Consider the following 26,132-nt stretch of genomic DNA (forward strand, 5'->3'; position numbering starts at 1 on the left):
GAAGCGTGAATCATCCTGTTCAGCCCTCGAAAGCGCAAACGACAGTGCTTGGCGCGAAAGCACCAGCCTGTTTCTATATTTATTAAGCCAGTTATGCACGCGATTCGGCCATGTGCCGCTCGCGTAGCTCGGGATCATTATCAGCAACGATCGGGCAACAATCGCGGATCAAAGTGCATTGAACGAAACAATGCAATACGGATTAATTACGCCGAACGCAGCAATCGGACAAGGTTGAGCATACCGAGTTGCAATCCCGCGCGGAAGATGCGTCACGCTCAATGTATTCATGCAGTTGACGCGCGCGAACGTGACGTGTGCACCGTCATGGTTCAGGTGCGCCGACATCGTACAACGACGACGCCTGGGTCGCGCAGACACGTCGCAGGCAGCTGCGCAGCCAGCGATGCGCGGGGTCGTTGTCGAAGCGCGGATGCCATATCTGCGAAACCGTCAACGTGGCAGTCAGTACCGGCAACGGAAAGCTGAACATTCCCCCCCGCGATTTCGCGGTCTGCCGCTCCGGAACATTGGCGATCAAATCCGAGTCACGCGCCAGGGACAATGCGGCGGGAAAACCGGACACGATCGCCGCGACGGTTCGCTGCAGCCCCAGCGCATCAAGCAGGTTGTCGATGGGGCCGCTGAGCTGCCCCCGCCGCGACACGCTGATATGGCCGAACGATGCATATCGCTGCGGCGTGACCTCCTCCCGCGCAAGCGGGTGACCGGCCCGAACGACGCCGATGAAGCGGTCGCGGAACAGCGCCTGTACACGCAATTCGGGGCCCGTATGGCCCACCACGCCGATTTCGAGATCGACGGCCCCCATGCGCAACGCCTCGACACTCTTGTCCGGCTTCGGCGCGAAGCGCAGCCGCACGTTCGGCGCGGTTTCCATCACCAGCGCGAGCAGTTCGGCCGCGAACGTATCGACGAACCCTTCGTTGGCACGGATCGTGAACGTGCGCTCGAGCCCGCCGAGGTCCGCGTTCTTGCACGGACACAGCACGGCCTGCGCGCCTTCCACGAGCGCGCGAACCTGGACCCGCAGTTCAAGCGCATGAGGCGTCGGCACCAGATCGCGTCCGGCCCTGACGAGCAGCGGATCACCCGTCGTGGCCCTCAGGCGGGCCAGGGACCGGCTCAATGCCGACGGGCTGAGGCCGAGCGTCTCCGCGGCCCGCGCGACGCTGTTCTCGGACAGCAAGGCATCCAGAACAATCAAGAGATTGAGGTCAGGTGCATTCATCTTGTTCAACTCGTGCCGATCGGGACCCGGCCTGGATTGACGATTAACGGGAACCGCGAATTCGACGTGATATCCGCGCAGCGCGCGATGACAGACAACCGTGCCGGTCGATCGCCGGCACGGCGTGCCATCCGTCATCGAGCGCCGGAATACGTGAAGCGAGACGGCCCGTTCGCGCGATGTCGTTCTGTTTCCGGATTGTGCACCGCACGCGATTCGATCTCAACCGCCATTCGACGTCGCCCCCTGTCCATATCGGCCGCAGGCACCGGGTGACGGCAAGCAGGAACCTGTCGTCACGGGTCGACGCGATGCGCGTGCGCTCGCGCCGATGCGGTGCCCTGCCGGCGGCCGGGAATCGACCGGCCACGCAAATCGAACGGCATCCCGAACGCGATCTCGCGGTATTCCGGCTACCTGCATCGGCCGCGCTTCGCGGACGCGCGTCGCCACGCTACTTCGGCTTGTCGCCCATCGGATTCCGCAACCGGGCCCGCTGTCGACGCGCGCACGAGTTGCACACGAAGACGTCGCGATTCATCAGCGCCACGAGGGTTGGGGCACGCGCGTATCGCAATCGCCGCGCCCCCTGCGCGATCTGTCGATGCTCGTGCGTGTACTCGAGGCGGCCGAGCGCGGGAACGGACCGCGCACGTGGCGTTACCGGTCATGAGCGGAACCCCGGTTCGCCCGCGTCGAATGCCCGGGTTCGGCACCGGCCGGTGCGGACGCGGCAGAAGCAGCCAGCGGCGCGTTCATGTACGCCGGGACAGCCTTCTTTCCCTGTCGGACGCCCGGCGGAGGCGCCGTCGGGCGCTGCTCCATGTCGGCCAGCATCTGCCCGCACGGCAACGAACGACTGCGGCCCGGCTGCAGCAACGCGAGCAGACTGGCGAGCGGATTCAGCAAGCCCAGCCCGATCGCGGCACCGCCACGCGCGATCAGTGCGCCCGCTTTCACGCCGACGTGCGGTTGCTTGAAGGACCCGGTGACGTACAGCGGCGAGCGTAGCGATATCACCCGGAAGCCCTTGGTATGGGGATGGATCGTCAGATTCATGGTCTCGTCCCGCAGGTTCACGTTGCCATCCATGCCGATCACCGCATCCTCGGTGTCGAGCGCGAATACGCGCGAGTCGAGCACGCCGTTGGTGACCACGAAGTCGGCCACACCGCAGTTGATCCTGACGTCACGCGTGCCGAACAATTTCTCGTACACCACGTTTGCAACGTTCAGCCCCGCGGCTTCCATCAGCAAGAGACTCACCGTGCCGTCGGTCACCAAGGTCTTCACTTCCCCGTTGGAAGTCGCGGCGAGCGCCGCCGGCGAATTGCCGGTGGCCGACAGCGCGGCATCGCCGTTGACCTCGCCGAGCGCCGTTTGCATCACCGGGAACGTCGGGAACAGTTGCTTGAGTTTCAGATGTCGCGCCTGCAGCGAGAACCGCCCCTTGAGCGGCATGCCGCTGCCGTCCAGGTGAATGTTCGACGCAAGCGTGCCCCCCGCGACGCCGAAGTTCAGCGGGTTGAGCGTCAGCACGCCGTCATGCAACACGACGTGGGTCGACAGGTCGGTGATCGGCAGGCTCGCGGTCTTGACGATGCGCCGCCCGGTCAATCGAACGTCGGCGTCGATCTTCTTCCAGCGGTCCGTGCGGAATGCCTCGACCGGCAATGCCTTGTTCGCGGGCTGCGCGACGGCGGCGCCCCGCCGCGCCTTGCTGGCATTCGTGTCGGCGCCGATGAGCGGCGCAAGGTCGGAAAACTGCAGCAGCCTCGACACCAGGGTACCGGACAAGAGCGGCCTCGGTTCGCGCGAAACGTACACCAACGAGCCGTTGATGTCGCTGCCGCCGACGCGTCCCGTGAAGTCCTCGTACTTGAAGACGTTGCCGGACGCCCGGAACTGGCCGACCAGTCGGCCGTCGGTCGCATAAGGCGCGGTTTCGGGAAGGGTGAGGCCCGTGACGTCATACAGCTTGGCCATGCTGGTGCCAGCGAGCCACAGTCGAAGATCGACCGCCGCCAGGTGAGCCGGATCGGTCAGCGTGCCGACGAGCGCCAGGTGCGTATCGCCGAAACGCAAATCGGCTTGAACCGGAAACGGGTGTTGCGCGCCCTGCACCTCCAGCACGTTGCCGATCTTGCCCGTGCCGGCGACCGCGCCTTTCCTGTAGGTCCCCTTGACGGTCCAGCCGATCGTGTACGTGCCGACGCCGGCGGATGCTGCGCCCGTCGATGCGCTCGTTGTCGCCGAAGCCGCTGCGCCCGATGCGGCCGCTGCGGGCGCGCTCGATGCCATCGACGTGCCTGATGCAGCCGGGGCTATCGTGGTGCGAGACGTCGTCGCAGCAGCATGCGAAGCAGCGGCCACCGCTTGCGACGCCGCGGCCGATGCGCGGGGCGCCGCCTCGGCACCCGACGCGGGCACCACCGGTTGCGCCGGGCCGGAGCGCGCCTGGGCCGCGAGCTTTTTCTGACCTGCCGGCCCGACGGCACGCGCCGATTCGTGTTGCGCCAACGCCTGCTGCTGTTTCACCACCGCGCCGAACGGGATCGGCTGGCCAAGCGTGTCGACCACGGCGCTCAGATCGAATTGCTTTTGCTGATCGTAGTAACCGAGACGACCCTGGGCAAACGCGACCTGATGCAGGTCGAGCGTCCATCGGCCCGGCTGCGCGGGCCTCTTGAGCTTGAGCGTCCAGTTGACTCGCCCGTCCCTGATGCGCTCGAGGTCGACGGACGGATTGACCAGGTCGATTGCGGGAATCACGATGCGGCGTGCCATCAGCGGCAGCGCCTCGACTTCGAAGCTGATCATGTCCAGCGCGACGAAATACTTCGTGCGCGCCCAATCGGGATTGGCGATCGTGACATCGCGTGCACTGAATCGCGGCCACGGCACCCATGCGCGCCAGCCTTGCTCGCTCACCGGCCGACGCCAATCGATACGCAAATCGCCGTTGATCGCGAACTGACGTCCGATCGCGTCCGACACCTTGTCATCGATCCACGGCCGGGCTCGATTCCAGTCGAACGTGACGATGAAGATGACCAGCGCGGCAAGCGCCAGGGTGACGATGACGGCAAGCCACGCGGCCACCTTGCCGACGGTGTGGCCAATGTGCATTGCTCCCTCCCCGAGTTTGCTGCACCGTATCCAGCAATTCGTGTTCCTGAATACGGGATCCGCCCGCCAGGTAGCGTGCGTGCCTTCGAGATGGGGTTCGTACGACTTTTCAGGCGTCGATCTTCGCAGTAATGTTCCGGATCGACTGCACTACCTGCCCTCGCTGCGTAACGCCGGCAAGCTCGTTGAGCGAGAGAAGCGGACGCCTGCTGCAGTGCTTCCTGCATCCGCGGGATGCGATCGGGAGGATCAATGGATCGTCGCCATTTCCTCAAGTCGTCGGCCTTTTTTACCATTGCGGCTGCCGCCGCTGCTGTCCCGTACGACGTTTCACCAGCGGGCTTGCCGGGCAGCACCGCGCGCAAAAAAACCAGTCAATTTCCGCAAGGTGTCGCAAGCGGCGATCCGCGCGATCGCTCCATCGTGTTCTGGACACGCTGCGTGCCGGTACCGGGCGGCGACCAGCACGATGCAAGAAGTGCCGCGCGCGCGGTACCGCTACGACTCGAAGTATCGACGCTGCCGGATTTCTCGACGCTCGTCGCCAGCGTACCGCTGAGGGCGCTGGCCATCTACGACTTCACCGTGCGCGCGAAGGTGGCGGCACTCTCGCCGAAGACGACCTACCACTACAGGTTCGTCGCCGGCGGCGACGTCAGCATGACCGGTGTCGCGCGCACGGCACCGGAGGCCGGCGAGGCCAACGAACAGGTTCGCTTCGCGTGGCTCACCTGTCAGGACTGGAGCGTCAACCACTGGCAAGCGATGACGCTGATGGCCGCCGAACGCGATCTCGATTTCGTCGTGCACGTGGGTGACTATATCTATGAAACGGTCGGGACCTCTCCCCCCGGCCAGGCCGAGCCGGCACATTCTCCGCTGCATCTGCCCGACGGCAAGCGGCTCGCGGACGGCCGCGCGTATGCCGATTCGCTCGACGACTACCGGACGCTCTATCGCGCCTATCGCACCGATTCGCGCTTGCAGACACTGCACCAGCGCCTGCCGATGATCGCGATCTGGGACGACCACGAATTTTCCGACGATTGCTGGCAGGATCATCAGGTCTACACCAACGAGGAGCGACAGGAAACCCGGCGGCGCCGCAACGCCAGTCGCGCGTGGGCAGAGTACATGCCGGTGGATTGGGGCGACGTGCGCTTCGAGCCGGACGATCCGTCGTACACGAACATTCGCATCTACCGCGATTTTCGTTTCGGCATGCTGATGCATCTGGTGATGACGGACGAGCGGCTGTATCGCGACGACCATGTCGTGAGCGAATCCGCTATCGCGCGCGCGCACGGGCACGACCCGGTGCACGGTGACGACGCAGCCGGCTCGCGCTACTTCGTCAAGCAGGATGGACTGCAACGCGACGAGGCGCGTCTTGCCCGGCAGTTGGGCCGCCCGCCGTCGCTGCTCGGTCCGGAACAGACGCAATGGTGGAAAGCCGCGATGAAGGACTCGCCGGCAACCTGGAAGGTATGGGGCAACGAGGTGATGTTGAACCGTCTGTGGTTCGTGATGCCGGGTGCACCCCAGACACCGGGGGCCCGCCTCGTGGTCGATTGCGACGCATGGGACGGTTATCCCGCGCACAAGCACGAACTGCTCGCCTACTTGAGGGAGCACGGGATCCATAACGTCGTCGCGATCACCGGAGACCTGCACGCATTTCAGTGCGGTGTCGTGCGGGACGATCCCGATCCCGCGACGGGAGTGCCGGTCATCGTCGATTTCGTCTGCGCCGGCATCAGCAGCATGTCGTTCTATTCCTACCTGAAGGCCGCATGGAACGGCACACCGCTCGCGTCCATCGCGGCGACGCCTGTCAGACTCGACCGCTTCCTGATGGCGAACAACCCCGATCTGTGCCACGCCGACCACGACGCGCAGGGTTACGCGTCGGCCACGGTCACGCCGGACTCCTTTTCCGTCACGTTCAACAAGATGAAGCCGTTGAACCCGGACGGCACCGCGCCCGCGGATGCTTTGCTTGGCCGCACGCGATTGACCGTGCCCAGGGATTCAGTCGAGGTACGCGTCGAGCACTTGTAGGTTCCGACGCGCCGCCGTTTCCCGGCGGCATTGCGCGTCTCCGGAAACTCGAGCAAGCGGCCCTGTGCGGTCGTCCACAGGGCCGTTTCGCGCGGTGCGTCAGTGTAAATGTCCGCCGAAAAGCCCGAGCAACCCTATGATGATCAGGTAGAGCGCAACGATGTAATTCAGCAAGCGCGGTACCACCAGAATGAGAATCCCGGCGATCAGCGAAACCAATGGGCTCCAGTTCGTGAATTCGTGCATGGCGCGGCCTCCTGACAGTGGATCGCGAAATCGGATGTGCGTCGGTGCGACGCTGATCCACGTATAGGAGCGATTTCCATGCCCGGCTCGACGCGTGCCGCGTCGGGTCGTCGAATCGGCGAGCATTCTCTTCCGGAGCCGCGCAGATCGCTCAATCAGCGGGGGGCAGCTTCGCGGACAGGTCCGGAAAGTGGAGTTCGCCTTCGTAGGTCTCGGCACCGGCTGCGAGTATCGCCTTCACACGCGCCTGTATCGCTTCGTTGGCCACGCAAAGATCGGCCTCGTGCGCTTCCACCAACAAGCCTTCGGAGAAGGAAACGTCGGACCCCATGTCCACGGACCGCTTCAGGTGTGCAATCGTGGAGGGCGGGAACGTCGCGATGCGGCGTGCCAGCTTGTCCACGAACGGGCCCAGTTCCCTGGCCGGCAATGCACGATTGATATAGCCGTAGTGATCGGCCAGCTCCGCGGAGAAGTCTTCCCCGGCCAGCAGTACCTCGAGGGCGCGGGCGCGCCCCATCCGCCGCGGCAGGCGCTGCGTGTTGCCGCCGCCGGGGACGAGCCCGCACACGACCTCCGGCTGACCGAACACGGCTTCGCCAATCGCGGCGAAACACATGTCCGCGGCCAGCGCGATTTCGCAGCCGCCGCCGCGGGCGATCCCTTCGACCTTCGCGATGACGGCCTTGGGCATGTTGCGCAAGCGCTCGCCAAGCATCTGTGTCAGGCGGAAGGTGCGCGTATTCGAAGTCGTCTTCGGCGCCGAGCCGACACGGTGCAGGCCCGAGTGAGCAATGAAGAACTTCGGCACGGCGCTCTGCAGGACAACGACACGTACGCTCGCATCTTGTTCCAGCAGCCGGGTCAGCGAGTCGAACTCCTCCGAGAGAACCTCGTCGAGCAGATTCAGCGGCGGATAGTCCAGGGTAACCGTGGCGACGCCGCTATCGCGGGTAACCCGGATATGTTTGTAATCGGCATAGCTTCCGCCTCCCCCTTGTGATGGCGCGGACGGTTGGGGAGCAGCGCCCCCTTCCGAAGACGCGAGCAACACACCGGGCGCGAATGTGGCGGCACCGATTGACTGGACGAAGGTACGTCGAGAGATAGTCGACATGGCAGACTCCTGGGTTGGTTTCATCTCGCCTCGGCAGAGCCGCGCCCGGCTCGCAATCCGCGGCGGCATCAAGTAACGCAGTTGCAATCCCCTGGCGCGGCGGTCCCCATGTCACTGCGGATGGCAATGACTGCGCCGGCAATCCGGCGTCGTTGAGCGGCATTCGTCAGTTTGAAAAAGCAAGCTTCGCCGACGCCATGATCCTCGCCACGTCGGGGCCTTTGCAAGAATCCTCCCTAAGTGGGGGGGCGCCCCGATCGACCTCGCGCGGCAGCGCGGGGCGGGTCGATCCTGCACGCCCTCCCCGAACAGGGGGCTGCCTTCGCGCCGGGCCATGGGTACTTTTGGCGGCATGGCCCCTTCGACACATGATCCGGCGCGCGTCTCCCCTCCTGGGCATCCGCCCGACTCATGCCGGTCGAAGTGCGTACCGGCACGCTGTCGCTGCATGGTCTGCAGACCGTAGCGGCCGCGCACCGACGACACCACGGAATGATCCGCCCCATCCATGAACAAAAGCCCATCATCCGGCGACAAGCCGGCGCCTGAGTCAGGCCGGCGTGTTTTCCTCAAACGCGTCGCCATTGTTCCCGCCGCCGTCGCGATAGGCGGGTGCCATTCGGGCGACGACGCATCGCCGGCACCGACGGCGACGCAAAATGCCGGCAGCGGCGTTCGGCTCGACACCTATCGTCCGGTGTTCTTCACGCCCGAAGAATGGCACTTCGTGCTCGCGGCGGTGGATCGCCTGATCCCGCACGACGACGAGGGGCCCGGTGCGCTCGACCTGAACGTTCCCGTCTTCATCGACCGGCAACTGGAAACCGGTTACGGCTACGCGGCGCACTGGTACATGCAGGGCCCGTTTCGCGCGGCCTCCCCGCTGTTCGGCTATCAGTCGAGGCTCACGCCGCGCGAGCTGTACCGGGCCGGCATCCAGGCGACGAACGCAAGCTGCATGCGCGAGTTCGCCGGCAAGCGCTTTGCCGAACTCCCCGTCGCGGAACAAACCGGCGTGCTCGCACGCCTGGAGTCCGGCGCGATGGCATTCGACGCGATCTCGTCGGCGGATTTCTTCGCGTTTCTGCTGGAGAACACCCGCGAAGGCTATCTGTCGGACCCGATACACGGCGGCAACAAGGAGATGGGCAGCTGGAAAATGATCGGCTTTCCCGGGGCCAGGGCGGACTTCCTCGACTGGGTCGGGACCGGCAAGCGCTACCCGTATGGGCCCGTCAGCATCGAAGGTCAACAGGGTTGAGACGCATATGCCGCAAATCACGAAGCCGGAAGTGGATGCCGTCCTCGTCGGGATGGGTTGGACAGGTTCGATCATGGGGATGGAGCTGGCCGAGGCCGGCCTGACCGTGGTCGGCCTGGAGCGCGGCGCAAACCGCGATACGAGCCCCGAGTTCGCGTACCCCGCCATCGCCGACGAGCTCGCCTACATTCAGCGGCGCAAGCTGATGCAGAATCTTGCGCACGAGACGGTCACGATCCGGCATGCGCCGAACGAAGACGCGTTGCCCTACCGGCAGCTCGGCGCATTCCTGCTGGGTACCGGGGTAGGCGGCTCGGGCGTGCACTGGAACGGCACGACCTGGCGTGCCAATGCCGCCGACCTCAAGATCCGCTCGCACTACGTGCAGCGATATGGCGCCGGGTTCATCCCCGGCGACATGACGATCCAGGACTGGCCTTACTCACTGGACGAACTCGAACCGTACTTCGAGCGCCTCGAGGCCGTGATGGGCACGTCGGGCAAGGCAGGCAATCTGCGCGGCCGGATCGTCGACGGCGGGAATCCCTTCGAGGCCATGCGCCGGCGCGACTATCCGTGCCCGCCGCTCGCCGACAATTATCCGGCGACGCTGTTCCGGAACGCGGCGCGCGACGCCGGTTTTCATCCCTTTCCGATACCCGCGTCCAATGCGTCGATCGCCTATCAGAATCCGTACGGGATGCAGCTCGGCCCGTGCAACTTCTGCGGCTATTGCGAAGGCTTCGGCTGCTACATGTATGCGAAGGCATCGCCGCAAGCCTGCATCCTGCCCGCCTTGCTGGCCAAACCCAATTTCGAGTTGCGCGACCGATCCCATGTGACGCGTGTGCAACTCGATTCGGACGGCAAGCGCGCGACCGGCGTGACCTATCTCGATGCGCAGGGCCGGGAAGTGTTTCAGCCGGCGCGCATCGTCGTGCTGTGCGCGTTCCAGATGCACAACGTGCGCCTGCTGCTGCTGTCCGGGATCGGCACGCCGTACGATCCGGCGACGGGAACGGGTACCGTCGGCAGGAACTTCGCCTATCAGAAGAACAGCGCGGTCTCGCTGTTCTTCGACAAGGACGTCCACATCGATCCGTTCATCGGCGCCGGCTCCGGCGGCCAGGCATTCGACGACTTCAATGCGGACCACTTCGATCATTCCGCCGCGGGGTTCGTCGGCGGTGCCTATATCAGCGCGATGGTCACCGGCGGCCGTCCGATCGGACAGACCCTGCTGCCGGAAGGCACGCCCAAATGGGGCTCGGCGTGGAAGAAGGCGCTCAAGGACAACTACCTGCATTCGTTTTCCATCGGTACGGCGGGGTCGGTCATGTCTTACCGCACGAACTACCTGGATCTCGATCCGACCTATCGCGACGCATACGGCCTCCCGCTGCTGCGCATGACGTTCGACTGGCACGACAACGAGATGCGCATGACGCGCTTCGTCACCGGCAAGGCCGAGCAGGTCGCGCGCGCGATGAAGCCGAAATCGATGTCGGTCCACGCCGGGAAGATCGGCGATCACTTCGACATGCGGCCGTACCAGACCACGCATACGACGGGCGGCGCGGTCTGCGGGGATCGTCCGGACACGAGCGTCGTGAACAAGTACCTGCAATCGTGGGACGTCCACAACGTATTCGTGACGGGAGCCTGCGCGTTTCCGCAAAACTGGGCCTACAACCCGACAGGCATGGTCGGCGCGCAAGCGTATTTCTCGGCGCGCGCGATTCGCGAGCAGTACCTGAAGAATCCCGGTCCGCTGCTACCGACATAGGAAAGGCAATGGGTGAGCGATACAAGAAACTGGCCGGAATCTCATTCGGTCTGCTATGCACTTTCACCGCGCTGGCTACGTGGTTGAAACCGGCCGACGCGAACGCGCAGGATGCCGGGCAGATCGCGCGCGGCGCCTATCTGGCGCGCGTCGGCGATTGCGTGGCATGCCACACGTCGCGCCGCGACCAGCCGTTTGCGGGCGGGCTGCCGATGGAAACGCCATTCGGTACGATCTATTCGACGAACATCACGCCCGATACCACGCACGGGATCGGCCGCTACAGCTACGACGATTTCGCGGCCGCGCTGCGCAAAGGCGTCGCGAAGGACGGGCACCTGCTCTACCCGGCCATGCCGTATCCGTCGTTCTCGAAGGTCAGCGACACCGATACCCGTGCACTCTATGCGTACTTCATGCACGGCGTGCGCCCGATCGGCCAGCCGAACACCGAGACGCGGCTCCACTTTCCGTTCAACCTGCGCGTGCTGCTCGCGGGATGGAATCTTCTGTTCCGGCCCAGTGGCACGTATCGCGAGGACCTGACGCAAAGCGCGACGTGGAATCGTGGTGCCTATCTCGTCCAAGGGCTCGCGCACTGCGGCGCATGTCATACGCCTCACGGTCCGATGGGCCAGGAGAAGGCGCTGGACGCACGCGGGACGGACCTGTACCTGAGCGGCTACACGCTCGCGGGCTGGCATGCGCCCGACCTGCGCCCCGGCGACGGAAACGGTGCGGGCGAGCGCACACGGGACAGCATCGTCCAGCTTCTGCGCACCGGACGATCGCACGGCAGCGCCGCGTTCGGCGGGATGTCCGAAGTGGTGGAGAACAGCACGCAGTATTTCAGCGACGCCGACCTGGCCGCGGTGGCCGATTACCTCGTCAGCCCGGGCCCCGGTCGCGCAACGCGGACGTCGGCGGCACCTCCCGTCAAGTCCGATACGACCGCGGCGTTGCGCTCGGGCGTCACGCCGACAGGCGGCGCGTTGCTGTACCTCGACAACTGCAACGCGTGCCATCGTTCGGACGGCAGCGGCGCGATGAAGGCATTTCCCGCGCTGGCGGGCAACGCGGTGGTCACGTCCGACGATCCGTCGTCGGTCATTCACGTGATTCTGACCGGCTCGCGGATGCCGTCGACCCGATCCGATCCGGCGCCGCTGGCCATGCCCGCATTCGGCTGGCGGCTGTCGGACATGCAGGTCGCCGAGCTCGCGACGTTCGTCCGCGGCAGCTGGGGCAATCGTGCCGGCGAAGTGAGCGCCTCCGACGTCGCGAAAGTCCGGCGGCAGGTCGATCCGGCGCAACTGAAGCGGATTCGGGCTGCCGTCACGAACGAAGTGACCGACGACGGCGCGCCCGGTTCGACCGGCAAATGACCTCGGGCGGCGGCCCGTATCACGCGGAACCCGTCGCCCGCACGCGATCGAAGGTCTGCGCGGCACGGGCCTTCCACTTGTTTGACTCGATTATCGGAAAACCATCATGCGATTCATCAGCTTTGTCCGCGACGGCGCCACCGGCGTCGCCATCCGCTTCGGCGACGGCCGTTATCTCGGACTGACGCGTAGCGACCCGGACTTTCCCGGCGATCTCGACACCCTCGTTTCCGGCGGTCCTGCCGCGCTGGCGCAGGCAAGCGAACGCCTCCAGCTGGCCGGCCGGCCGCTGGACCTGGCCGATTGCACCCTGCTCCCGCCCGTGACGCGGCCGGCGAAGATCATCTGCGTCGGGCTCAACTATGTCGAGCACTCGCACGAGGCGGGATACGAGGTTCCGTCGTATCCGACACTCTTCGCACGCTTTCGCAGCAGCCTGACCGCGCACGGCGCCGCGATACGCATGCCGACGGAATCGGATCAGCTCGACTACGAAGGCGAGCTGGCGGTCGTCATCGGGCGCGGCGGCCGGCGCATCGCGCGAAGCGATGCGTTGAACCATGTGGCCGGTTATACGGCTTTCAACGACGCGACCCTGCGGGACTATCAGTTCAAGACGCCGCAATGGACGGTCGGAAAGAATTTCGACGAAACGGGCGCACTCGGCCCCGAGCTGGTGACCGTCGACGAATTGCCGGCGGGCGCGGCCGGTCTCAGGCTTCAGACCCGGCTCAACGGTGTCGTCATGCAGGACGCCAATACGAACGACATGATCTTCGACATCGCTACGCTGATCGCCACCATCAGCGAAGTCATGACGCTCGAGCCCGGCGACGTCATCGCGACCGGCACGCCGTCGGGCATCGGCATGGCGCGCAATCCGCCGCACTGGATGCGCGCCGGCGACGTGTGCGAGATCGAGATCGAGGGGATCGGCGTACTCAGGAATACCGTCGTGCAATCGTGATCCGGTCGGGCCGGCGCAGTGCGCGCCGGCATGCGTTCAGCCAGGCTGCATGATCAGCGCATCGTTCGCGAGGATCATCGCGCCGGCGTTGGTGGGCCTCGGCCGCTCCGCCGGACGAAACACCGCGTCGCCGGGGAAGATCGGCACATGCGTCAGCACGCAGACGCCGCGGCGCGACGCGATGACACGCCGCCAGCGCTGCTCGCCGAAGTGCCGGACGCCGGGCTCGACCCAACGAACCACCAGCACGCTTCCGTCGCATTCCAGCACCGTCACCCGGGCACCCGCGAACTCGCGGGCGGAACCCACGCGCGGCCCGTCGTCCAGTCGTGAAATCGCATCAGGCATGTCCCACCCGCAAGCCGGTGCGGTCGAGCCGTGGGCCCGGTCGACCGCGCGTGTTCAATCGGTCACGTGATCCTGACCAGCATCTTGCCGGTGTTGGTCCCGTTCATCAGCCCGATAAAGGCCTCCGGCGCGCGCGCGATACCGTCGACGATCGTCTCGTCGTGCACGATCTGCCCGGCCCTCAACCACGCCGCCATTTCGTCGACGAACGCGTCGCGGTGCTGCCGATAGTCGTGCAGCAGGAAGCCCGTCAGCGTCAGGCTCCGGTAGACGACGTTTTCCATGAACCGCGGCCCGGGCGACACGCCGACGCGGTCGTACTGCGAAATGGCGCCGCAGATCGCCGCCCGCCCGCCGTAATTGAAGGCCGACAAGGCCGCCTCGAGATGATCGCCGCCGACGTTGTCGAAATAGACGTCGATACCTGCCGGTGCCGCGGCCGCCAGCTGCTCGAGCACCGGCGCGCGCCGGTAGTTGAACGCCGCATCGTATCCGTAGCGTTCGCGCATCACGGCAACTTTCTCGTCGCTCCCTGCCGAGCCGATCACGTGCGCGGCGCCTTTCAGCCGCGCGATCTGCCCCGCGAGCGAACCGACCGCGCCCGCCGCCGCGGACACGAACACGACTTCATCCTTGCGCATGCGTGCCACCACGAGCAGCCCGACGTAGGCCGTCATGCCCGTTGCGCCCATGACGCCGAGGTGAACGCTGCTCGACAGGTCGGGCAAGTCCGCGACGCGGGTGAATTCGACTGCGGCGCCCTGCGCGATGTCGCGCCAGCCGTAGCGGTGCAGCACGAGATCGCCGGGTGCGAACGTGCTCGACGCGCTGTCGGTCACACGGCCGACCGCGGCGCCCGTCATCATTTCATGCAGCTTGAACGGTTCGACATACGACGGCCGGTCGTCCATCCGGCCGCGCATGTACGGATCGACCGAAACGTATTCGTTGCGTACGCGAACCTCGCCGTCCGCCAACGCCGGAAGCGGCACCTCGACCGTCAGGAAATCGTCCGGGACCGGCTGACCGTTCGGCCGTCTCGCCAGTTGAATCTGCGTGCTGATCGTGGATAACCTCACCGCCCCTCTCTCCTTGCAAGAACCCAGGGTGCCGGCGGTGCCGGCCGGGCACGCCGCACGGATGCGGCGGCGTACCGTGCCTCATGCACCGGCGATTCGGACTTCGCTCACGTGCTCGACCGACGGCGGGCCCACGAAGAAGGGGCCGGCCAGTTCGCGCCAACGCTGAAAATCGGCTGTCTGGCGAAAGGCGTCGTGCAGCGCGACGCTTTCCCATTGCACCATCAGGCGGTAGCGCGACGGTTGCTCGATACCGCGATACAGGCGCAAGCCATGGCAACCGGGGGCGCGTTCGATGAGCGGCTTCGCCTCGGCGACCGCGCGCTCGAATCCCTGCTCTCCGTTTTCCTGGATCTCGATCTGGGCAATTTCAAAAATCATGGCGGGTTTCTCCGCGCAACGCGAACCGTCGCGCAGTGCAATTGACACGATGCCGGCATCGATCCCGGGCCGGACATTCCGGGTGGGCGGCGCGTGCATGCGCGCTGCCCTGCTGCCGGCTCGCGTGGACAGGCGAACGCGGCCGGTCGAGCAATGCAATCGTCGACGGGTTCATGCGCGGTTCAGCACGACGTCCCGGCAGTTTTTCAGCCGCGGTCGGATCGGCAGATGAGGTCGGTGCGGAACGATCGAGCCGGTTCATGCTGCGCGGCCTCGCTCCGGAACCGGACGACGTCACCGCACCCGCTCGATACGAACCGGCCTGCCTGCATCGTTTCGGCCCGTCGCGACGATGAGCCAACGATAGCGTTGTCCTGCCGACCGCTCTACCCCCAGTACGGGGGGGTGAAAAAACCTCTGGAAGCACCGGCCCCCGACGCTGACGGCAACCCGCAGCCACGCATGCCGAACTCGCCGACCGACGGGCGCTCGTTCGAGCCGGTCACTGTTTGCCGCCGACGACCCGCTGCCATGCGGCGGCCTGTTCGTCGCGCACGAGCTGCTCGGCGGATTCGGGCCTGACCGTGCGATACGGCGGCGCCTCCGCCTCGATCACCGTGACGATGGCGTCGATCATTTCCGCGGGATCGTGTTGCCGATTCAGTTCGCGCTTCGGCCAATGGGCGACGACGCGCTCGCCTTGATCCCACCACTGATCCATGCTTTCCATGCCGGTATCGTTGAAGCCGGTGCGATAGGCACCCGGATTGATCGTGACGACTTCGACGCCGTAAGGCTGCAATTCTTCCGCCATCGCGGAGCAGATGCCTTCGACGGCATGCTTCGACGCGGCGTAAGCGCCGTCGAACGGCACCTTGATCAATCCCGCGACCGACGACATCCAGACGATCCGGCCATGCCCGCGCGCGACCATCCTGCGCGCGAAGCCCTGCGCGACCTCCAGCGCCGCAAAGACATTCGTTTCGAAGACCGAACGAAACACGGAGATCGGGATCTCCACGAGCGGGCCGGACTCCATGATGGCCGCGTTGTTCAGCAGGACATCGACCTCGTGCGTCAATGCGTGCGCACGATCGATTTCGTTCGTCACATCGAACTTGATGACCTGCATGTCCACGCCGCGCGCCTTGGCCTCCTGACGCAGTGCCCAGACCTGCGGCCAGATCTGGCCGCACGCGATGACACGATGCCCCCGCTCCGCCAGTGCGAACGCGACCCCTCGCCCGAATCCGGACCCCGCACCGGTTATCAACACCGTTCTGGTCATGCATCCTCCCGCTCGGTTCACGATGATGGCGCCGCCCGGCCGGACGACCCGCCCGGACGGCGATCTTGCCGACTACGTTACGGCGTTTCCCGCAGCCAACGGCCCCCCCGAATGGGGAGGCGGACCGCATCGACGACACGGTTCGGAAGCGGCCGCATGCCGTCAGTCGCAGCAACGCCCGATTCCGGCGAGCGCCTTATGACACGGCCCTTGCGGGGAACGGATACCCCGTTTGCCGTGGCCATGCGCGCCGCGTCAACCGCAAACGGGACCGATCGGAAAGCGCGAAATCGCGCCTCCCCCTCACTAGACGACTGGTCTACTCAGCCGTATGATCCGCGTCACGGTCCGACCGCCATGTCGGCCCTCGCATTCATGCGATGCATGGCGCAACCCGGCGCACCCCCGCAGGTCATGCCCTGTGACGTTGCCCGCAAGCGTCCACGCTATAGACGACTGGTCTACTTTGTTCGTGCGTCGTGCCGTCGTGGCACGTCGTCCCGCGCATCTCGACCGTCACGCGAATAACCCGCCGCCGCCGGCCCGATCCGGGCGGCGAAACCGTTACACAGAGGTCATCCATGCCGCATTCCCCATCCGTCAATCGCCGGGTCGTCCTGGCCAGCCGCCCCGTCGGTGCGCCGGCAGCGCACGACTTCCGGCTCGAAACCACGGCGGTGCCGACGCCCGCCGACGGCGAAGTCCTCCTGCAGACGCTTTACCTGTCGCTCGATCCCTACATGCGGTGGCGCATGAGCGACGCGCCGTCCTACGCGCCGCCGGTTGCGCTCGGCGACACGATGGTGGGCGGCACCGTCAGTCGCGTCGTCGCGTCGAAGCATCCCGCGTTCGCGGTGGGCGAGCTGGTCCTGGGCGACAGCGGCTGGCAGGACTACGCGCTCTCCGACGGCACCGACCTCATGCCGCTCGGCACGGATCTCGAGCGCCCGTCCCATGCGCTTGGCGTACTTGGCATGCCGGGCTTCACCGCCTATACGGGCCTGCTGCAGATCGGGCAACCGAAGCCGGGCGAAACGGTCGTGGTCGCGGCGGCGAGCGGCGCGGTGGGCGCCGTCGTCGGCCAGATCGCGAAGCTCAAGGGCTGCCGCGTCGTCGGCATTGCGGGAGACGCGGAGAAATGCCGGTACGTCACCGAGACGCTCGGCTTCGACGTGTGCATCGACCGGCGGGCCCCCGATCTTGCACGGCAACTCGCGCAAGCCTGCCCCGACGGCATCGACATCTACTTCGAGAACGTCGGCGGCGCGATTTTCGACGCCGTGCTGCCGCTCCTCAACGTCGGCGCACGCGTGCCGCTCTGCGGCCTGATCTCGCAATACAACGACAGCGAACCGGCGCCGGGCCCCGACCGGCTGCCGCGCCTGACCGACACGCTCCTGAAGAAACGGATCCGCATGGAGGGCTTCATCATCCTCGACCACTATGCGACCGGCTATCAGGCGTTCCTGGCCGAAATGAGCCGCTGGGTCGAGGCCGGCGAGATCACGCCGCGCGAAGACGTCACCGACGGCCTGGAACACGCGCCGGAAGCGCTCATCGGCCTGCTGGCAGGAAAGAACTTCGGCAAGGTGGTCGTGCGCGTCGCCGAAGTCGCTGCATGAAGCGAATTCGCGCATCCATCATTCATCTCCATCCCTAGACATCATGAAACTTCTGTTCGTCCTGACTTCCCACGACACCCTCGGTTCGACCGGCGAGAAAACCGGCTTCTGGCTCGAGGAATTCGCGGCGCCCTACTACACGCTGAAAGACGCGGGCGCCGACATCACGCTGGCGTCGCCGGCCGGCGGCCAGCCGCCGCTCGATCCGAAAAGCGCGGACCCCGCGTTCCAGACCGACGCCACGCGCCGCTTCGAAGCCGATCCGGACGCGCGCGCCGCGCTCGCAGCCACGCAAAAACTGTCGGAGGTCGCGGTCGACGCGTTCGACGCGGTGTTCTATCCGGGCGGCCACGGCCCCCTCTGGGATCTCGCCGAAGACGCACGGTCGGTCTCGCTGATCGAGCAGGCCATCGCACTGGGCAAGCCGGTCGCGGCCGTCTGCCACGCACCGGGTGTGCTGCGCCATGCGAAGGGGCCGGACGGCAAGCCGCTCGTCGCCGGCAGGAACGTCACCGGCTTCTCGAATTCGGAAGAGGATGCCGTCGGGTTGACGAACGTCGTGCCGTTTCTCGTCGAGGACGAACTCAAGTCGAAGGGCGGTCGTTATTCGAAAACCGATGACTGGCAACCGTATGTGGTCGTCGACGGCCTGTTGATCACCGGCCAGAATCCGGCGTCGTCCGAACCGGCCGCCCACGCGCTGTTGAAACTGCTGACGCGCGCCTGACCCGAGAAGCGCCCCCCGCACCGGCGGCGAGCACCCGGCTCGCCGCCGGCTCGCGCACGAACGAAACGCGCGGGAAAACGGCCGTCGCGCGCTCACATCGATCCTGATCCGGAAAAAGCGTTTAACACCACGCGCAATACTCGAACGCGCCTCCGGAAAATACAATCACGGTCGTCCTGTCGCCGCACGCCTGCATCGCGCACCACATCCATCATGTCTTCGCCGCCCTCCAGATTCACGTCATCTATTTCGGATACCAAAACAGGTATCGCCGATGCGGCCCGTCATTGGGCCGGCACGAGCGGCGTCACCTGGCTGTACATCTTCAAGACCCTGCTCGCCGCGCTGCTGGCGCTCGGCGTGGCGATGAAGCTCGAACTCCCGATGCCGCGCACGGCGATGACGACGGTCTTCGTGCTGATGCAGCCGCAAAGCGGCATGGTGCTCGCCAAAAGCCTGTACCGGATCTGCGGCACGATCGTGGGCCTGCTGGCCATGCTGGTGCTGATCGGCCTGTTCGGGCAGGTACCCGAACTCTTCCTCGGCGCCACCGCGCTCTGGATCGGCATGTGCACCGCGGGGGCCGCGCGAAACCGCAACTTCCGGACCTATGGATTCGTGCTCGCCGGCTACACGGCCGCGCTCATCGGCATCCCGTCATGGCAGCATCCGGACGCGGCCTTTCTTTCTGCGATGACGCGCGTGACGGAGGTGACAATCGGCATCCTGAGTTCGGGCGCGGTCAGCGCGCTCGTCTTTCCGCAGCATGTCAGCGAACAGATCAGCCGCGTGAACCGCACGCGGTTCACCGCGTTCGCGGACGATGTGCTGTCGATTCTGTCCGGCCGGATCGACCGGTCGTTTCTCGAGGCGCTGAGCGTGCGCATCGTCGACGAGACCGTGAGCGCCGAAGCCGCGCGCAGCGCAGCGGTGTTCGAAGGCCCCGACACGCGCTTGCGAAACGGCCGCCTGACGCGGCTCAATGCGGAGCGCATGGCGGCGTCGACGCGGCTGCACGCATTGAGTCAGCTGATCGCCCGGCTGCGTGTCGCGCGAGCCGATGGGGTGCTGACGGAGATCGACGCACTGATGGCCGGTATCGCAGAGCCGCTCCGACTCATACGGCAGGACGCGACGCACGCCGACGATATCGACGCATTCGCCGCGTCGCTGGCCGCCACGCTCGAGCACTGCCGCACGGCGCTGCCCGGACGTGCGCAGTTGGCGCGAAACCGGCTCGGCAGCGGCACGACCGCGCTCGATTTCGACACGGCGGTCGACCTGCTCGACCGGTTCCTGGGCAGCTATGTCGCCTATGCGAGCACCTATCTGTCGCTGAACGCCACCGCACACGAGCGCGAACAGTGGGTGACGCCCTACGAACCGCGCACCAATCCGCTCATCGCGGCAGTCGCCGGCGTCCGCGCGATGCTGCTGACGCTCGTGCTCAGCGCGTTCTGGATCGCGACCGCGTGGCCGTCGGGCGCGCTGCTCGTGCTGAACGGCGGTGCCATCTGCGCGCTGGTCGCTTCCTCCGCGCACCCGTCTCGCACGGCGTTCCAGATGGCGATCGGCACCGCGTTCGCGTCCGTCGTCGGGCTGATCGTCATGTTCGTCGTCTATCCGGTCATCGACGGCTTCCCGCTGCTCTGCGTGGTACTCGCCGCGCCGCTCGCATTGGGATGCTGGATGACGACGCGCGCGTCGCTGGCCGGGTACGGCATCGGCTACTGCATCTATTTCTGCTTTCTGACCGGCCCCGACAATGTCGTCGCCTACGATCCGACGTCCTTCATGAACGACGCGATCGCGCTGGTCCTGTCCATGCTGATGGCGTCCGTCGCGTTCGAGCTGTTCCTGCCGCCGACGATGCGCGGGTTGCGCCGGCATCTGCTGGCCGACCTGCGCAGGCAGGTCGTGTTCGCATGCACCGATTCGGTCGCAACGCTGCGCACGCGCTTCGAAAGCCGCACGCGCGACCTCATGTATCAGGTCCGGTCGATATCGCGTGACGATCCGGCGGCAAACGGCGAGTCGGTCGAATGGTTTCTGTCCGTCCTCGAGATCGGCTCGGCCGTCGCGGACCTGCGCGACGCAACGGCCATCGAGGCCGCACGAGCCGCGCCGGACGCCGCACCGGCCTGGCTCGACGACTGCGCATCCGCGTGCCGCGCGATCCGGCTGCTGTTCGAGGCGCCGACACCGAAGGCCGGCGCTGCTGCCACGCACGCGGTACAGGTTGCAATCGCCGCGCTGCAACGGACGATGCAGACCGCCGATGCGGCAGGCCCGTCCGCGCCCCGCCTTCAAACGGTGCTCGGCAGCCTGCATTTCATTCACAGCGCGCTCGCGGCACCCGACTCGCCGCTCTCCGCTTTCCGCCCGCACTGACCACGCGTCGGTACCCGCCGCGCACACCGGCTCGTTCACCGGCGCGCGGCGGGCGACGCGGTTCGTTCCGGTCAATGCTCGACGGCCCGTTCCGCACCGAGCCCGGTCTGGGCGCGCACGAACTGGGCGTCGAACGCATGCCGCTCCGCGTCGGCCCTCGAACTGCGATCGAGGGTCGACATCACGTAGCTCGCCAGGAACGCCAGCGGCATCGTAAACAGCGCCGGATGATCGTACGGGAACACGGCAGCCGGATGCCCGAGCACCGACTTCCACACCGCCGGCGACAGAATGACCAGCGAGACCGACGATACGAGCCCGACGACGCCGCCGCAGACGGCCCCGCGGCTCGTCAGCCCCTTCCAGTACATCGAAAGCACGAGCGGCGGAAAATTCGCCGAAGCGGCAACGTTGAACGCCAGTGCCACGAGAAAAGCGAGGTTCTGCCCTTTGAACAGGAGGCCGAGCACGACGGCCACGGCGCCGATCGCCAGCGTCGTCCACCGCGTGACGCGGATTTCATCGGCCCCGCTCGCTCGGCCCTTGCGCAACACGCCCGCATAGAGGTCGTGCGATACGGCCGACGCACCCGCCAGCACCAGGCCCGACACCACGGCCAGGATGGTGGCGAACGTCACCGCCGCGAGGAAACCGAGGAACAGGCTGCCGCCCGTCGCGTCGGCGAGATGCATCGCCACCATGTTGCTCCCGCCGCGCAGCACGCCGCCCACGCGTCCGCCCTCGAAGAACTGCGGATCGGTGCCGACGATCACGACGCTCGCGAGCCCGATGACGAACATCGCAATGAACATGAAGCCGATGCACGTGCTCGCCACGAATACGCTCTTCCGGGCTTCCCGTGCATTCGGAACGGTAAAGAAGCGCATCAGCACGTGCGGCAGCCCGGAGAGCCCGAACACCGTTGCGAGCGACATCGAGACGGCCGAAACGGGGTCCGAGAACAGGCGGCCCGGCTCCATCAGCGCGTTCCCCGCGTGGTGTACCGAGATCGCCGACCGCGCGAGCCGTTCGAAGCTGAAACCGAAGTGACCGAGCGCCAACAGCGTCAGCAACGTGCCGCCGAACATCAGCAGGACGGCCTTGATGATCTGAACCCACGTCGTCGCGATCATCCCGCCGAACGTCACGTAGACGATCATGAGACACCCGACGCCGACGACCGCATAGTTGTAGTCGATGCCGAACAGCAGCTGAACGAGTTCCCCCGCGCCGACCATCTGGACGATGAGGTAGAAGAACACGACCGTCAACGAACTGACCACGCCCATCCAGCGCGTGCTGACCGGATCGAGCCGGTAGGCGATGATGTCGACGAACGTGAACCGGCCGAGATTGCGCAGTCGTTCGGCCATGAGGAACAGCATCACCGGCCATCCGACGAAGAAACCGACGACATAAAGCAGGCCATCGTAGCCCTTCGCGTAGACGAGACTCACGACGCCGAGCAACGTCGCGGCGGACATGTAGTCGCCGGCGACCGCAAGGCCGTTCTGAAGCCCGCTGATTCCGCCGCCGGCGGTGAGGAAGTCGTTGACCGTCCTGGTACGGCGCGCCGCCCAGTACGTGATGCCCAGCGTCATGCAGACGAACACCATGAACATCGCGATGGCGGCCGGATTGAGCGGCTGACGCTGCCCCGCCTCCACGGCGGGGCCGGCCCATACAAGGCCGCCCGGCGCGGCGGCAAGCGCGAATGCCGCGGTCGAAACGCGTGCGATCGGATTCATTGCCCCACCTCGCCCAGCAATTCGCCGGTCAGACGTTCGAACCGGTCATTCGCGACGCGGACATACAGCCACGTCAGCCCCCATCCCGCCACGATCACGGCGATCGCGAAGATCACGCCGACGGTCGTGACGCTGCCGGCCCACGCGGCACTGCGCAACAGGTCGGGCCGCAACGCGACCAGCGCAATCAACCCGAAATACGCGCCCAGCACGATGACCATCGACACCCGGCCCAGGCGTGCGCGTTCGTCGACCAGCTCTCGAAACTTCGCGTGCTCCCGGATACGTGAAACTGCGCTTGCATTCAACGTCATTTGTCTCCTCCATCGCCAGTTTTGAGAATCGGGATCGCCTTGCGTATCCGTCATCCCGTCAATCGATTCGTCATCCATAAGATAGGGATCGCTTCCCTGCCCGGCCGGCCCTGGCTGCGCGATCGCCAGGACGACCGAGCATATTTCCGCCATCGGCGAATAACAGCCCCCACAGGTGGGGGGCGTCGGCGTGCTCACGTGTCCCCCGGGGAAACACCGACGGTTCCCGTCGACGACCGTCACTCGGGGCTCGCGCACGCACGGATTCCCGGGGCGAGCGGCGCGAGGCGAACCGCCCCCCGTCCGGGGGGTGGAAAAAACGTGTCTTCGCGCGGTATTTCTCACGAATCGCCGCTGCTGCCGCGCCCTCCTTTCATTCGCGACGTCATGAACCTTTTCCGTACCGACCTGAACCTGCTGGTGGTACTCGAACGCATCTACGCCCAGCAGAGCATCACGCGCGCGGCGCAGCAGCTCAGCCTCAGTCAGTCGGCGGTCAGTCATGCGCTGAACCGGCTGCGCGAGTTGCTCGGCGACCCGCTGTTCGAGCGCCACGGCAATGCCATGATGCCCACCCCGTTCACGAGGGCGATCATTGCGCGCGTGCGCAACGGGCTGCATACGCTCGAATGCACGCTGCATGAAGCCAGCCGGTTCGATGTCGCGACGACGATCAGGCGTTTCACGATCGGCATCCTCAATGCGCAGGAACCGGTGGTATTGCCGGCCATCGCGCAATACGTCGCGCAGCACGCACCGTCGATCGATATCGCCGCGGTGCAACACGACCGGCGCGCGATAGAGGCCGACCTGCTCACCGGCTCGCTCGATGCCGTGATCGACGTGCTGCTGCCGCACCCGCAATCCGTCCGCAGTACCCGGCTGTCGACCGACCGGTACGTCGTGCTGTGCCGGCGCGATCACCCGCGCGTCGGACAGCGCCTCGACCTCGACGCCTATCTCGCCGAAGAGCACGTGCTCGTGACGAGCCGGCAGCGCGGCGGCGGCGTCGAGGATGCCGCGCTCGTCAGGCTCGGCGCCGAACGCCGCGTGCGCCTGCGATGCGTCCGCTACTTCGCCGCGTGCCGCGTCGTCAACCAGACCGACCTGCTGCTGACCATGCCGGAGCGGTACGCGCGGCTGCTCAACGAGATGTGCGGCAACCGGATGCTCGAATGCCCGTTCGACGCGTCGATCGATACCTACCTCTACTGGCATGCGAACTCCGATGCCGATCCCGCGAACGGCTGGCTACGTCGGCAACTGGGCGACATATTCGATCCCGTTCGCGCGGACACGGCGAGCCACCCGTGATGCGGTGCCTCGCCGGCCGCGCGCTCACCCGCGCAGCTCGCGCCGCAGGATCTTCCCCGTCATGGTCTTCGGCAGTTCGTCGATGATCTCGACGATGCGCGGATACTTGTACGCCGCCATCCGCTCCTTGCAGTAGGCGATCAACGCGTCGGGCGTGACTTCGGCATGCGGCTTCAGGCTCACGACCGCCTTGACGGTTTCGCCCCGGTAACTGTCCGCCACGCCGACGACCGCGGCCTCGCGTACCGCCGGATGCGAGTACAGGACATCCTCGACCTCGCGCGGCCAGACCTTGTAGCCGCCCGCGTTGATCATGTCCTTCTTGCGATCGACGAGATAGAACCAGCCGTGCTCGTCCATGAAGCCGACGTCGCCGGTGCGGAAGTAGCCGTCGACGATCGCTTTCGCACTCTCCGCCGGCTTGTTCCAGTAACCGGGCACGACCATCGGCCCACGCGTGATGATCTCGCCGATCTCGCCGGGCGGTAGCGGGCGGCCGGCTTCGTCGCCGATGTACGACTCCACGTTGAATACCGGCACGCCGACAGCGAGCGTGCCCGTCGACGGATCGACCGGTGCGTCGCGATCGAGCGGCACGCAGTGCGTCGGCGAGTTCGTCTCGGTCAGGCCGTAACCGTTGTGAATGTAGTGGCCGAAGCGCTCGCGGAACGCATCGATGACGCTCGGCGGAATCGGGGCGCCGCCCGAGTAGATGCGTCGCATCGACGCCAGATGCTCGCGCGTTGCATGCGGATGGTTCATCAGCGCGATGAACGCCGTGATCGAGCCGATCGTGAATTCGGCGCGATGCTCGCGGATCGCATCGAGCACGACGCCCGGCTCGAAACGGCATGCAAGTATCAGCGGTGCCGCGCAGATCAACGCGGCGCCGATATGTCCCACCAGCCCGGTGATGTGAAACAGCGGCGCGACGCCGAGGATCGGGCCGCCTTCCCGCAGCGCGATCCAGTCACGGTACACCTGCGCGTTGAACGCGATGTTGCCGTGCGTGTTCATCGCGCCCTTCGGCACGCCGGTGGTGCCCGACGTGTACACGAGCATCGCGACGTCCGTGGGCCCGAGCGTGACGGGTGGCGGCCGGTGGCCGCGATGAGCGGCAATCGTCGTCGACAGATCCTCCACACCTAGCGCCGGCTGCCGTCGCGTACCGGCAAAGAGCCGTGCGTCGTGCCGGCGCTGGTATTCGAGTTCACTCGTGGTCATCACGGCCGGCTGCACCGCCGGCTCGCCCCGCGCGGCGGCCCGCGCTTCCTCCGCGAGAAGCGGGCCGACGACGTCCGCGTACAGCGATTCGTGGCAGATCAGCAGTCGCGCGCCCGAATCCGCGAGCAATACGCGCAGCTCGCGTGAGCGGTTCATCGGATTGATCGACACCGCGATCATCCCGAGCTTCCACGCGGCCACCAGCGCGATCACGAACTGCGGCACGTTCTGCAGATACAGCGCGACGCGATCGCCGGCCACGCAGCCGCGCGCGCGCCACGCGCTTGCGAGGGCATCCGATTGCACGTCGAGTTCGGCGTAGCTCAGCACGCCGTCGAAGTACCGTATCGCGTCCCGCTCGGGCGCCCGTGCGACGGCCGCGCGGAACATCGAGAGCGCGTCGGTAAATACCGGCGCGATCGTCGCCGGATGGCCGGCCGCGTAGTTCGCGAGCCAGGGCTTGTTGTCATAGGGCGTCATGGACACTCCAGA

General features: G+C 66.1%; 20 protein-coding genes. 9 read left to right on the top strand and 11 right to left on the bottom strand.

Features of this window, described 5'->3' with window-relative positions:
• Positions 1-325: 325 nt before the first annotated feature.
• Together PQB87_RS39070 and PQB87_RS39075 are read right to left on the bottom strand one after the other, a co-directional pair.
• Positions 326-1,252, bottom strand: coding sequence for a LysR family transcriptional regulator (locus PQB87_RS39070; RefSeq protein ID WP_059685950.1), 927 nt, complete (start codon positions 1,250-1,252; stop codon positions 326-328).
• A gap of 660 nt (positions 1,253-1,912) precedes the next feature.
• Complete coding sequence (locus tag PQB87_RS39075; RefSeq protein WP_489244652.1) at positions 1,913-4,381, bottom strand: AsmA family protein; 2,469 nt, start codon at positions 4,379-4,381, stop codon at positions 1,913-1,915.
• A gap of 252 nt (positions 4,382-4,633) precedes the next feature.
• Between PQB87_RS39075 and PQB87_RS39080 the strand changes: the two genes are divergently transcribed.
• Positions 4,634-6,442, top strand: a complete 1,809-nt coding sequence (locus tag PQB87_RS39080) for an alkaline phosphatase D family protein (protein ID WP_489244654.1) — start codon at positions 4,634-4,636, stop codon at positions 6,440-6,442.
• 99 nt (positions 6,443-6,541) lie between these two features.
• Here PQB87_RS39080 and PQB87_RS39085 read toward each other — a convergent pair whose 3' ends face one another.
• Together PQB87_RS39085 and PQB87_RS39090 are read right to left on the bottom strand one after the other, a co-directional pair.
• Positions 6,542-6,688, bottom strand: coding sequence for a DUF3096 domain-containing protein (locus PQB87_RS39085; RefSeq protein ID WP_081062303.1), 147 nt, complete (start codon positions 6,686-6,688; stop codon positions 6,542-6,544).
• A 151-nt stretch (positions 6,689-6,839) separates the two neighbouring features.
• Positions 6,840-7,829, bottom strand: a complete 990-nt coding sequence (locus PQB87_RS39090; RefSeq protein ID WP_249456026.1) for an enoyl-CoA hydratase/isomerase family protein — start codon at positions 7,827-7,829, stop codon at positions 6,840-6,842.
• A gap of 673 nt (positions 7,830-8,502) precedes the next feature.
• Here PQB87_RS39090 and PQB87_RS39095 point away from each other — a divergent pair.
• The 4 genes from PQB87_RS39095 to PQB87_RS39110 all read left to right on the top strand — a co-directional run bounded on the left by PQB87_RS39095 (position 8,503) and on the right by PQB87_RS39110 (position 13,204).
• A complete protein-coding gene (locus PQB87_RS39095) occupies positions 8,503-9,066 on the top strand; it encodes a gluconate 2-dehydrogenase subunit 3 family protein (RefSeq protein WP_226218009.1) in 564 nt (187 codons plus the stop codon).
• A 7-nt stretch (positions 9,067-9,073) separates the two neighbouring features.
• Positions 9,074-10,852: a GMC family oxidoreductase gene (locus PQB87_RS39100; RefSeq protein ID WP_059685791.1), complete on the top strand. Its 1,779-nt coding sequence runs from the start codon at positions 9,074-9,076 to the stop codon at positions 10,850-10,852.
• A gap of 83 nt (positions 10,853-10,935) precedes the next feature.
• Positions 10,936-12,237, top strand: a complete 1,302-nt coding sequence (locus tag PQB87_RS39105) for a c-type cytochrome (protein ID WP_502291567.1) — start codon at positions 10,936-10,938, stop codon at positions 12,235-12,237.
• A gap of 106 nt (positions 12,238-12,343) precedes the next feature.
• Positions 12,344-13,204 (top strand): fumarylacetoacetate hydrolase family protein, encoded by an 861-nt coding sequence (locus PQB87_RS39110; RefSeq protein WP_489244657.1) that lies wholly within the window; start codon positions 12,344-12,346, stop codon positions 13,202-13,204.
• Between the two features lie 36 nt (positions 13,205-13,240).
• Here PQB87_RS39110 and PQB87_RS39115 read toward each other — a convergent pair whose 3' ends face one another.
• From PQB87_RS39115 to PQB87_RS39130, 4 genes are all read right to left on the bottom strand, one after another.
• Positions 13,241-13,552, bottom strand: a complete 312-nt coding sequence (locus PQB87_RS39115; protein ID WP_153491171.1) for a DUF3331 domain-containing protein — start codon at positions 13,550-13,552, stop codon at positions 13,241-13,243.
• 62 nt (positions 13,553-13,614) lie between these two features.
• On the bottom strand, positions 13,615-14,631 hold the full coding sequence (locus PQB87_RS39120; RefSeq protein WP_489244658.1) for an NADP-dependent oxidoreductase: 1,017 nt from the start codon (positions 14,629-14,631) through the stop codon (positions 13,615-13,617).
• 81 nt (positions 14,632-14,712) lie between these two features.
• Entirely contained in the window at positions 14,713-15,111 is a 399-nt protein-coding gene (locus PQB87_RS39125) for an antibiotic biosynthesis monooxygenase family protein (protein WP_346656417.1), read from the bottom strand.
• A gap of 403 nt (positions 15,112-15,514) precedes the next feature.
• Complete coding sequence (locus PQB87_RS39130) at positions 15,515-16,300, bottom strand: SDR family oxidoreductase (RefSeq protein WP_048027832.1); 786 nt, start codon at positions 16,298-16,300, stop codon at positions 15,515-15,517.
• A 581-nt stretch (positions 16,301-16,881) separates the two neighbouring features.
• On the opposite strand from PQB87_RS39130, the gene curA reads away from it, so the two are divergent.
• The 3 genes from curA (at position 16,882) to PQB87_RS39145 (ending at position 21,040) form a co-directional block, all read left to right on the top strand.
• Positions 16,882-17,922: an NADPH-dependent curcumin/dihydrocurcumin reductase gene (gene curA / locus PQB87_RS39135; RefSeq protein ID WP_489245157.1), complete on the top strand. Its 1,041-nt coding sequence runs from the start codon at positions 16,882-16,884 to the stop codon at positions 17,920-17,922.
• Between the two features lie 43 nt (positions 17,923-17,965).
• Positions 17,966-18,649: a type 1 glutamine amidotransferase domain-containing protein gene (locus PQB87_RS39140; protein ID WP_048027836.1), complete on the top strand. Its 684-nt coding sequence runs from the start codon at positions 17,966-17,968 to the stop codon at positions 18,647-18,649.
• Positions 18,650-18,862: 213 nt separating this feature from the next.
• Positions 18,863-21,040: an FUSC family protein gene (locus tag PQB87_RS39145; RefSeq protein ID WP_489244661.1), complete on the top strand. Its 2,178-nt coding sequence runs from the start codon at positions 18,863-18,865 to the stop codon at positions 21,038-21,040.
• Positions 21,041-21,111: 71 nt separating this feature from the next.
• On the opposite strand, the gene actP is transcribed toward PQB87_RS39145, so the two are convergent.
• Complete coding sequence (actP, locus tag PQB87_RS39150) at positions 21,112-22,788, bottom strand: cation/acetate symporter ActP (RefSeq protein ID WP_059484409.1); 1,677 nt, start codon at positions 22,786-22,788, stop codon at positions 21,112-21,114.
• Complete coding sequence (locus PQB87_RS39155) at positions 22,785-23,300, bottom strand: DUF485 domain-containing protein (protein ID WP_181523049.1); 516 nt, start codon at positions 23,298-23,300, stop codon at positions 22,785-22,787. Before PQB87_RS39155 ends, actP begins: the two co-directional genes overlap by 4 nt.
• A 189-nt stretch (positions 23,301-23,489) precedes the next feature.
• Here PQB87_RS39155 and PQB87_RS39160 point away from each other — a divergent pair, with 189 nt between their 5' ends.
• The gene (locus tag PQB87_RS39160) at positions 23,490-24,416 is read left to right on the top strand and encodes a LysR family transcriptional regulator (protein WP_124545288.1); all 927 of its coding nucleotides are present in this window, start codon (positions 23,490-23,492) and stop codon (positions 24,414-24,416) included.
• A 24-nt stretch (positions 24,417-24,440) separates the two neighbouring features.
• On the opposite strand, the gene PQB87_RS39165 is transcribed toward PQB87_RS39160, so the two are convergent.
• A complete protein-coding gene (locus PQB87_RS39165) occupies positions 24,441-26,120 on the bottom strand; it encodes a class I adenylate-forming enzyme family protein (protein WP_489244664.1) in 1,680 nt (559 codons plus the stop codon).
• Between the last annotated feature and the right edge of the window lie 12 nt (positions 26,121-26,132).

Source organism: Burkholderia sp. KL41 (genome assembly GCF_057005415.2).

Bases quoted from the DNA above. Each gene is read 5' to 3' on its own strand.
- PQB87_RS39070 (WP_059685950.1), bottom strand. From the start codon at position 1,252: ATGAATGCACCTGACCTCAATCTCTTGATTGTTCTGGATGCCTTGCTG.
- PQB87_RS39075 (WP_489244652.1), bottom strand. From the start codon at position 4,381: ATGCACATTGGCCACACCGTCGGCAAGGTGGCCGCGTGGCTTGCCGTC.
- PQB87_RS39080 (WP_489244654.1), top strand. From the start codon at position 4,634: ATGGATCGTCGCCATTTCCTCAAGTCGTCGGCCTTTTTTACCATTGCG.
- PQB87_RS39085 (WP_081062303.1), bottom strand. From the start codon at position 6,688: ATGCACGAATTCACGAACTGGAGCCCATTGGTTTCGCTGATCGCCGGG.
- PQB87_RS39090 (WP_249456026.1), bottom strand. From the start codon at position 7,829: ATGAAACCAACCCAGGAGTCTGCCATGTCGACTATCTCTCGACGTACC.
- PQB87_RS39100 (WP_059685791.1), top strand. From the start codon at position 9,074: ATGCCGCAAATCACGAAGCCGGAAGTGGATGCCGTCCTCGTCGGGATG.
- PQB87_RS39110 (WP_489244657.1), top strand. From the start codon at position 12,344: ATGCGATTCATCAGCTTTGTCCGCGACGGCGCCACCGGCGTCGCCATC.
- PQB87_RS39115 (WP_153491171.1), bottom strand. From the start codon at position 13,552: ATGCCTGATGCGATTTCACGACTGGACGACGGGCCGCGCGTGGGTTCC.
- PQB87_RS39125 (WP_346656417.1), bottom strand. From the start codon at position 15,111: ATGCACGCGCCGCCCACCCGGAATGTCCGGCCCGGGATCGATGCCGGC.
- PQB87_RS39130 (WP_048027832.1), bottom strand. From the start codon at position 16,300: ATGACCAGAACGGTGTTGATAACCGGTGCGGGGTCCGGATTCGGGCGA.
- curA (WP_489245157.1), top strand. From the start codon at position 16,882: ATGCCGCATTCCCCATCCGTCAATCGCCGGGTCGTCCTGGCCAGCCGC.
- PQB87_RS39140 (WP_048027836.1), top strand. From the start codon at position 17,966: ATGAAACTTCTGTTCGTCCTGACTTCCCACGACACCCTCGGTTCGACC.
- PQB87_RS39145 (WP_489244661.1), top strand. From the start codon at position 18,863: ATGTCTTCGCCGCCCTCCAGATTCACGTCATCTATTTCGGATACCAAA.
- actP (WP_059484409.1), bottom strand. From the start codon at position 22,788: ATGAATCCGATCGCACGCGTTTCGACCGCGGCATTCGCGCTTGCCGCC.
- PQB87_RS39160 (WP_124545288.1), top strand. From the start codon at position 23,490: ATGAACCTTTTCCGTACCGACCTGAACCTGCTGGTGGTACTCGAACGC.
- PQB87_RS39165 (WP_489244664.1), bottom strand. From the start codon at position 26,120: ATGACGCCCTATGACAACAAGCCCTGGCTCGCGAACTACGCGGCCGGC.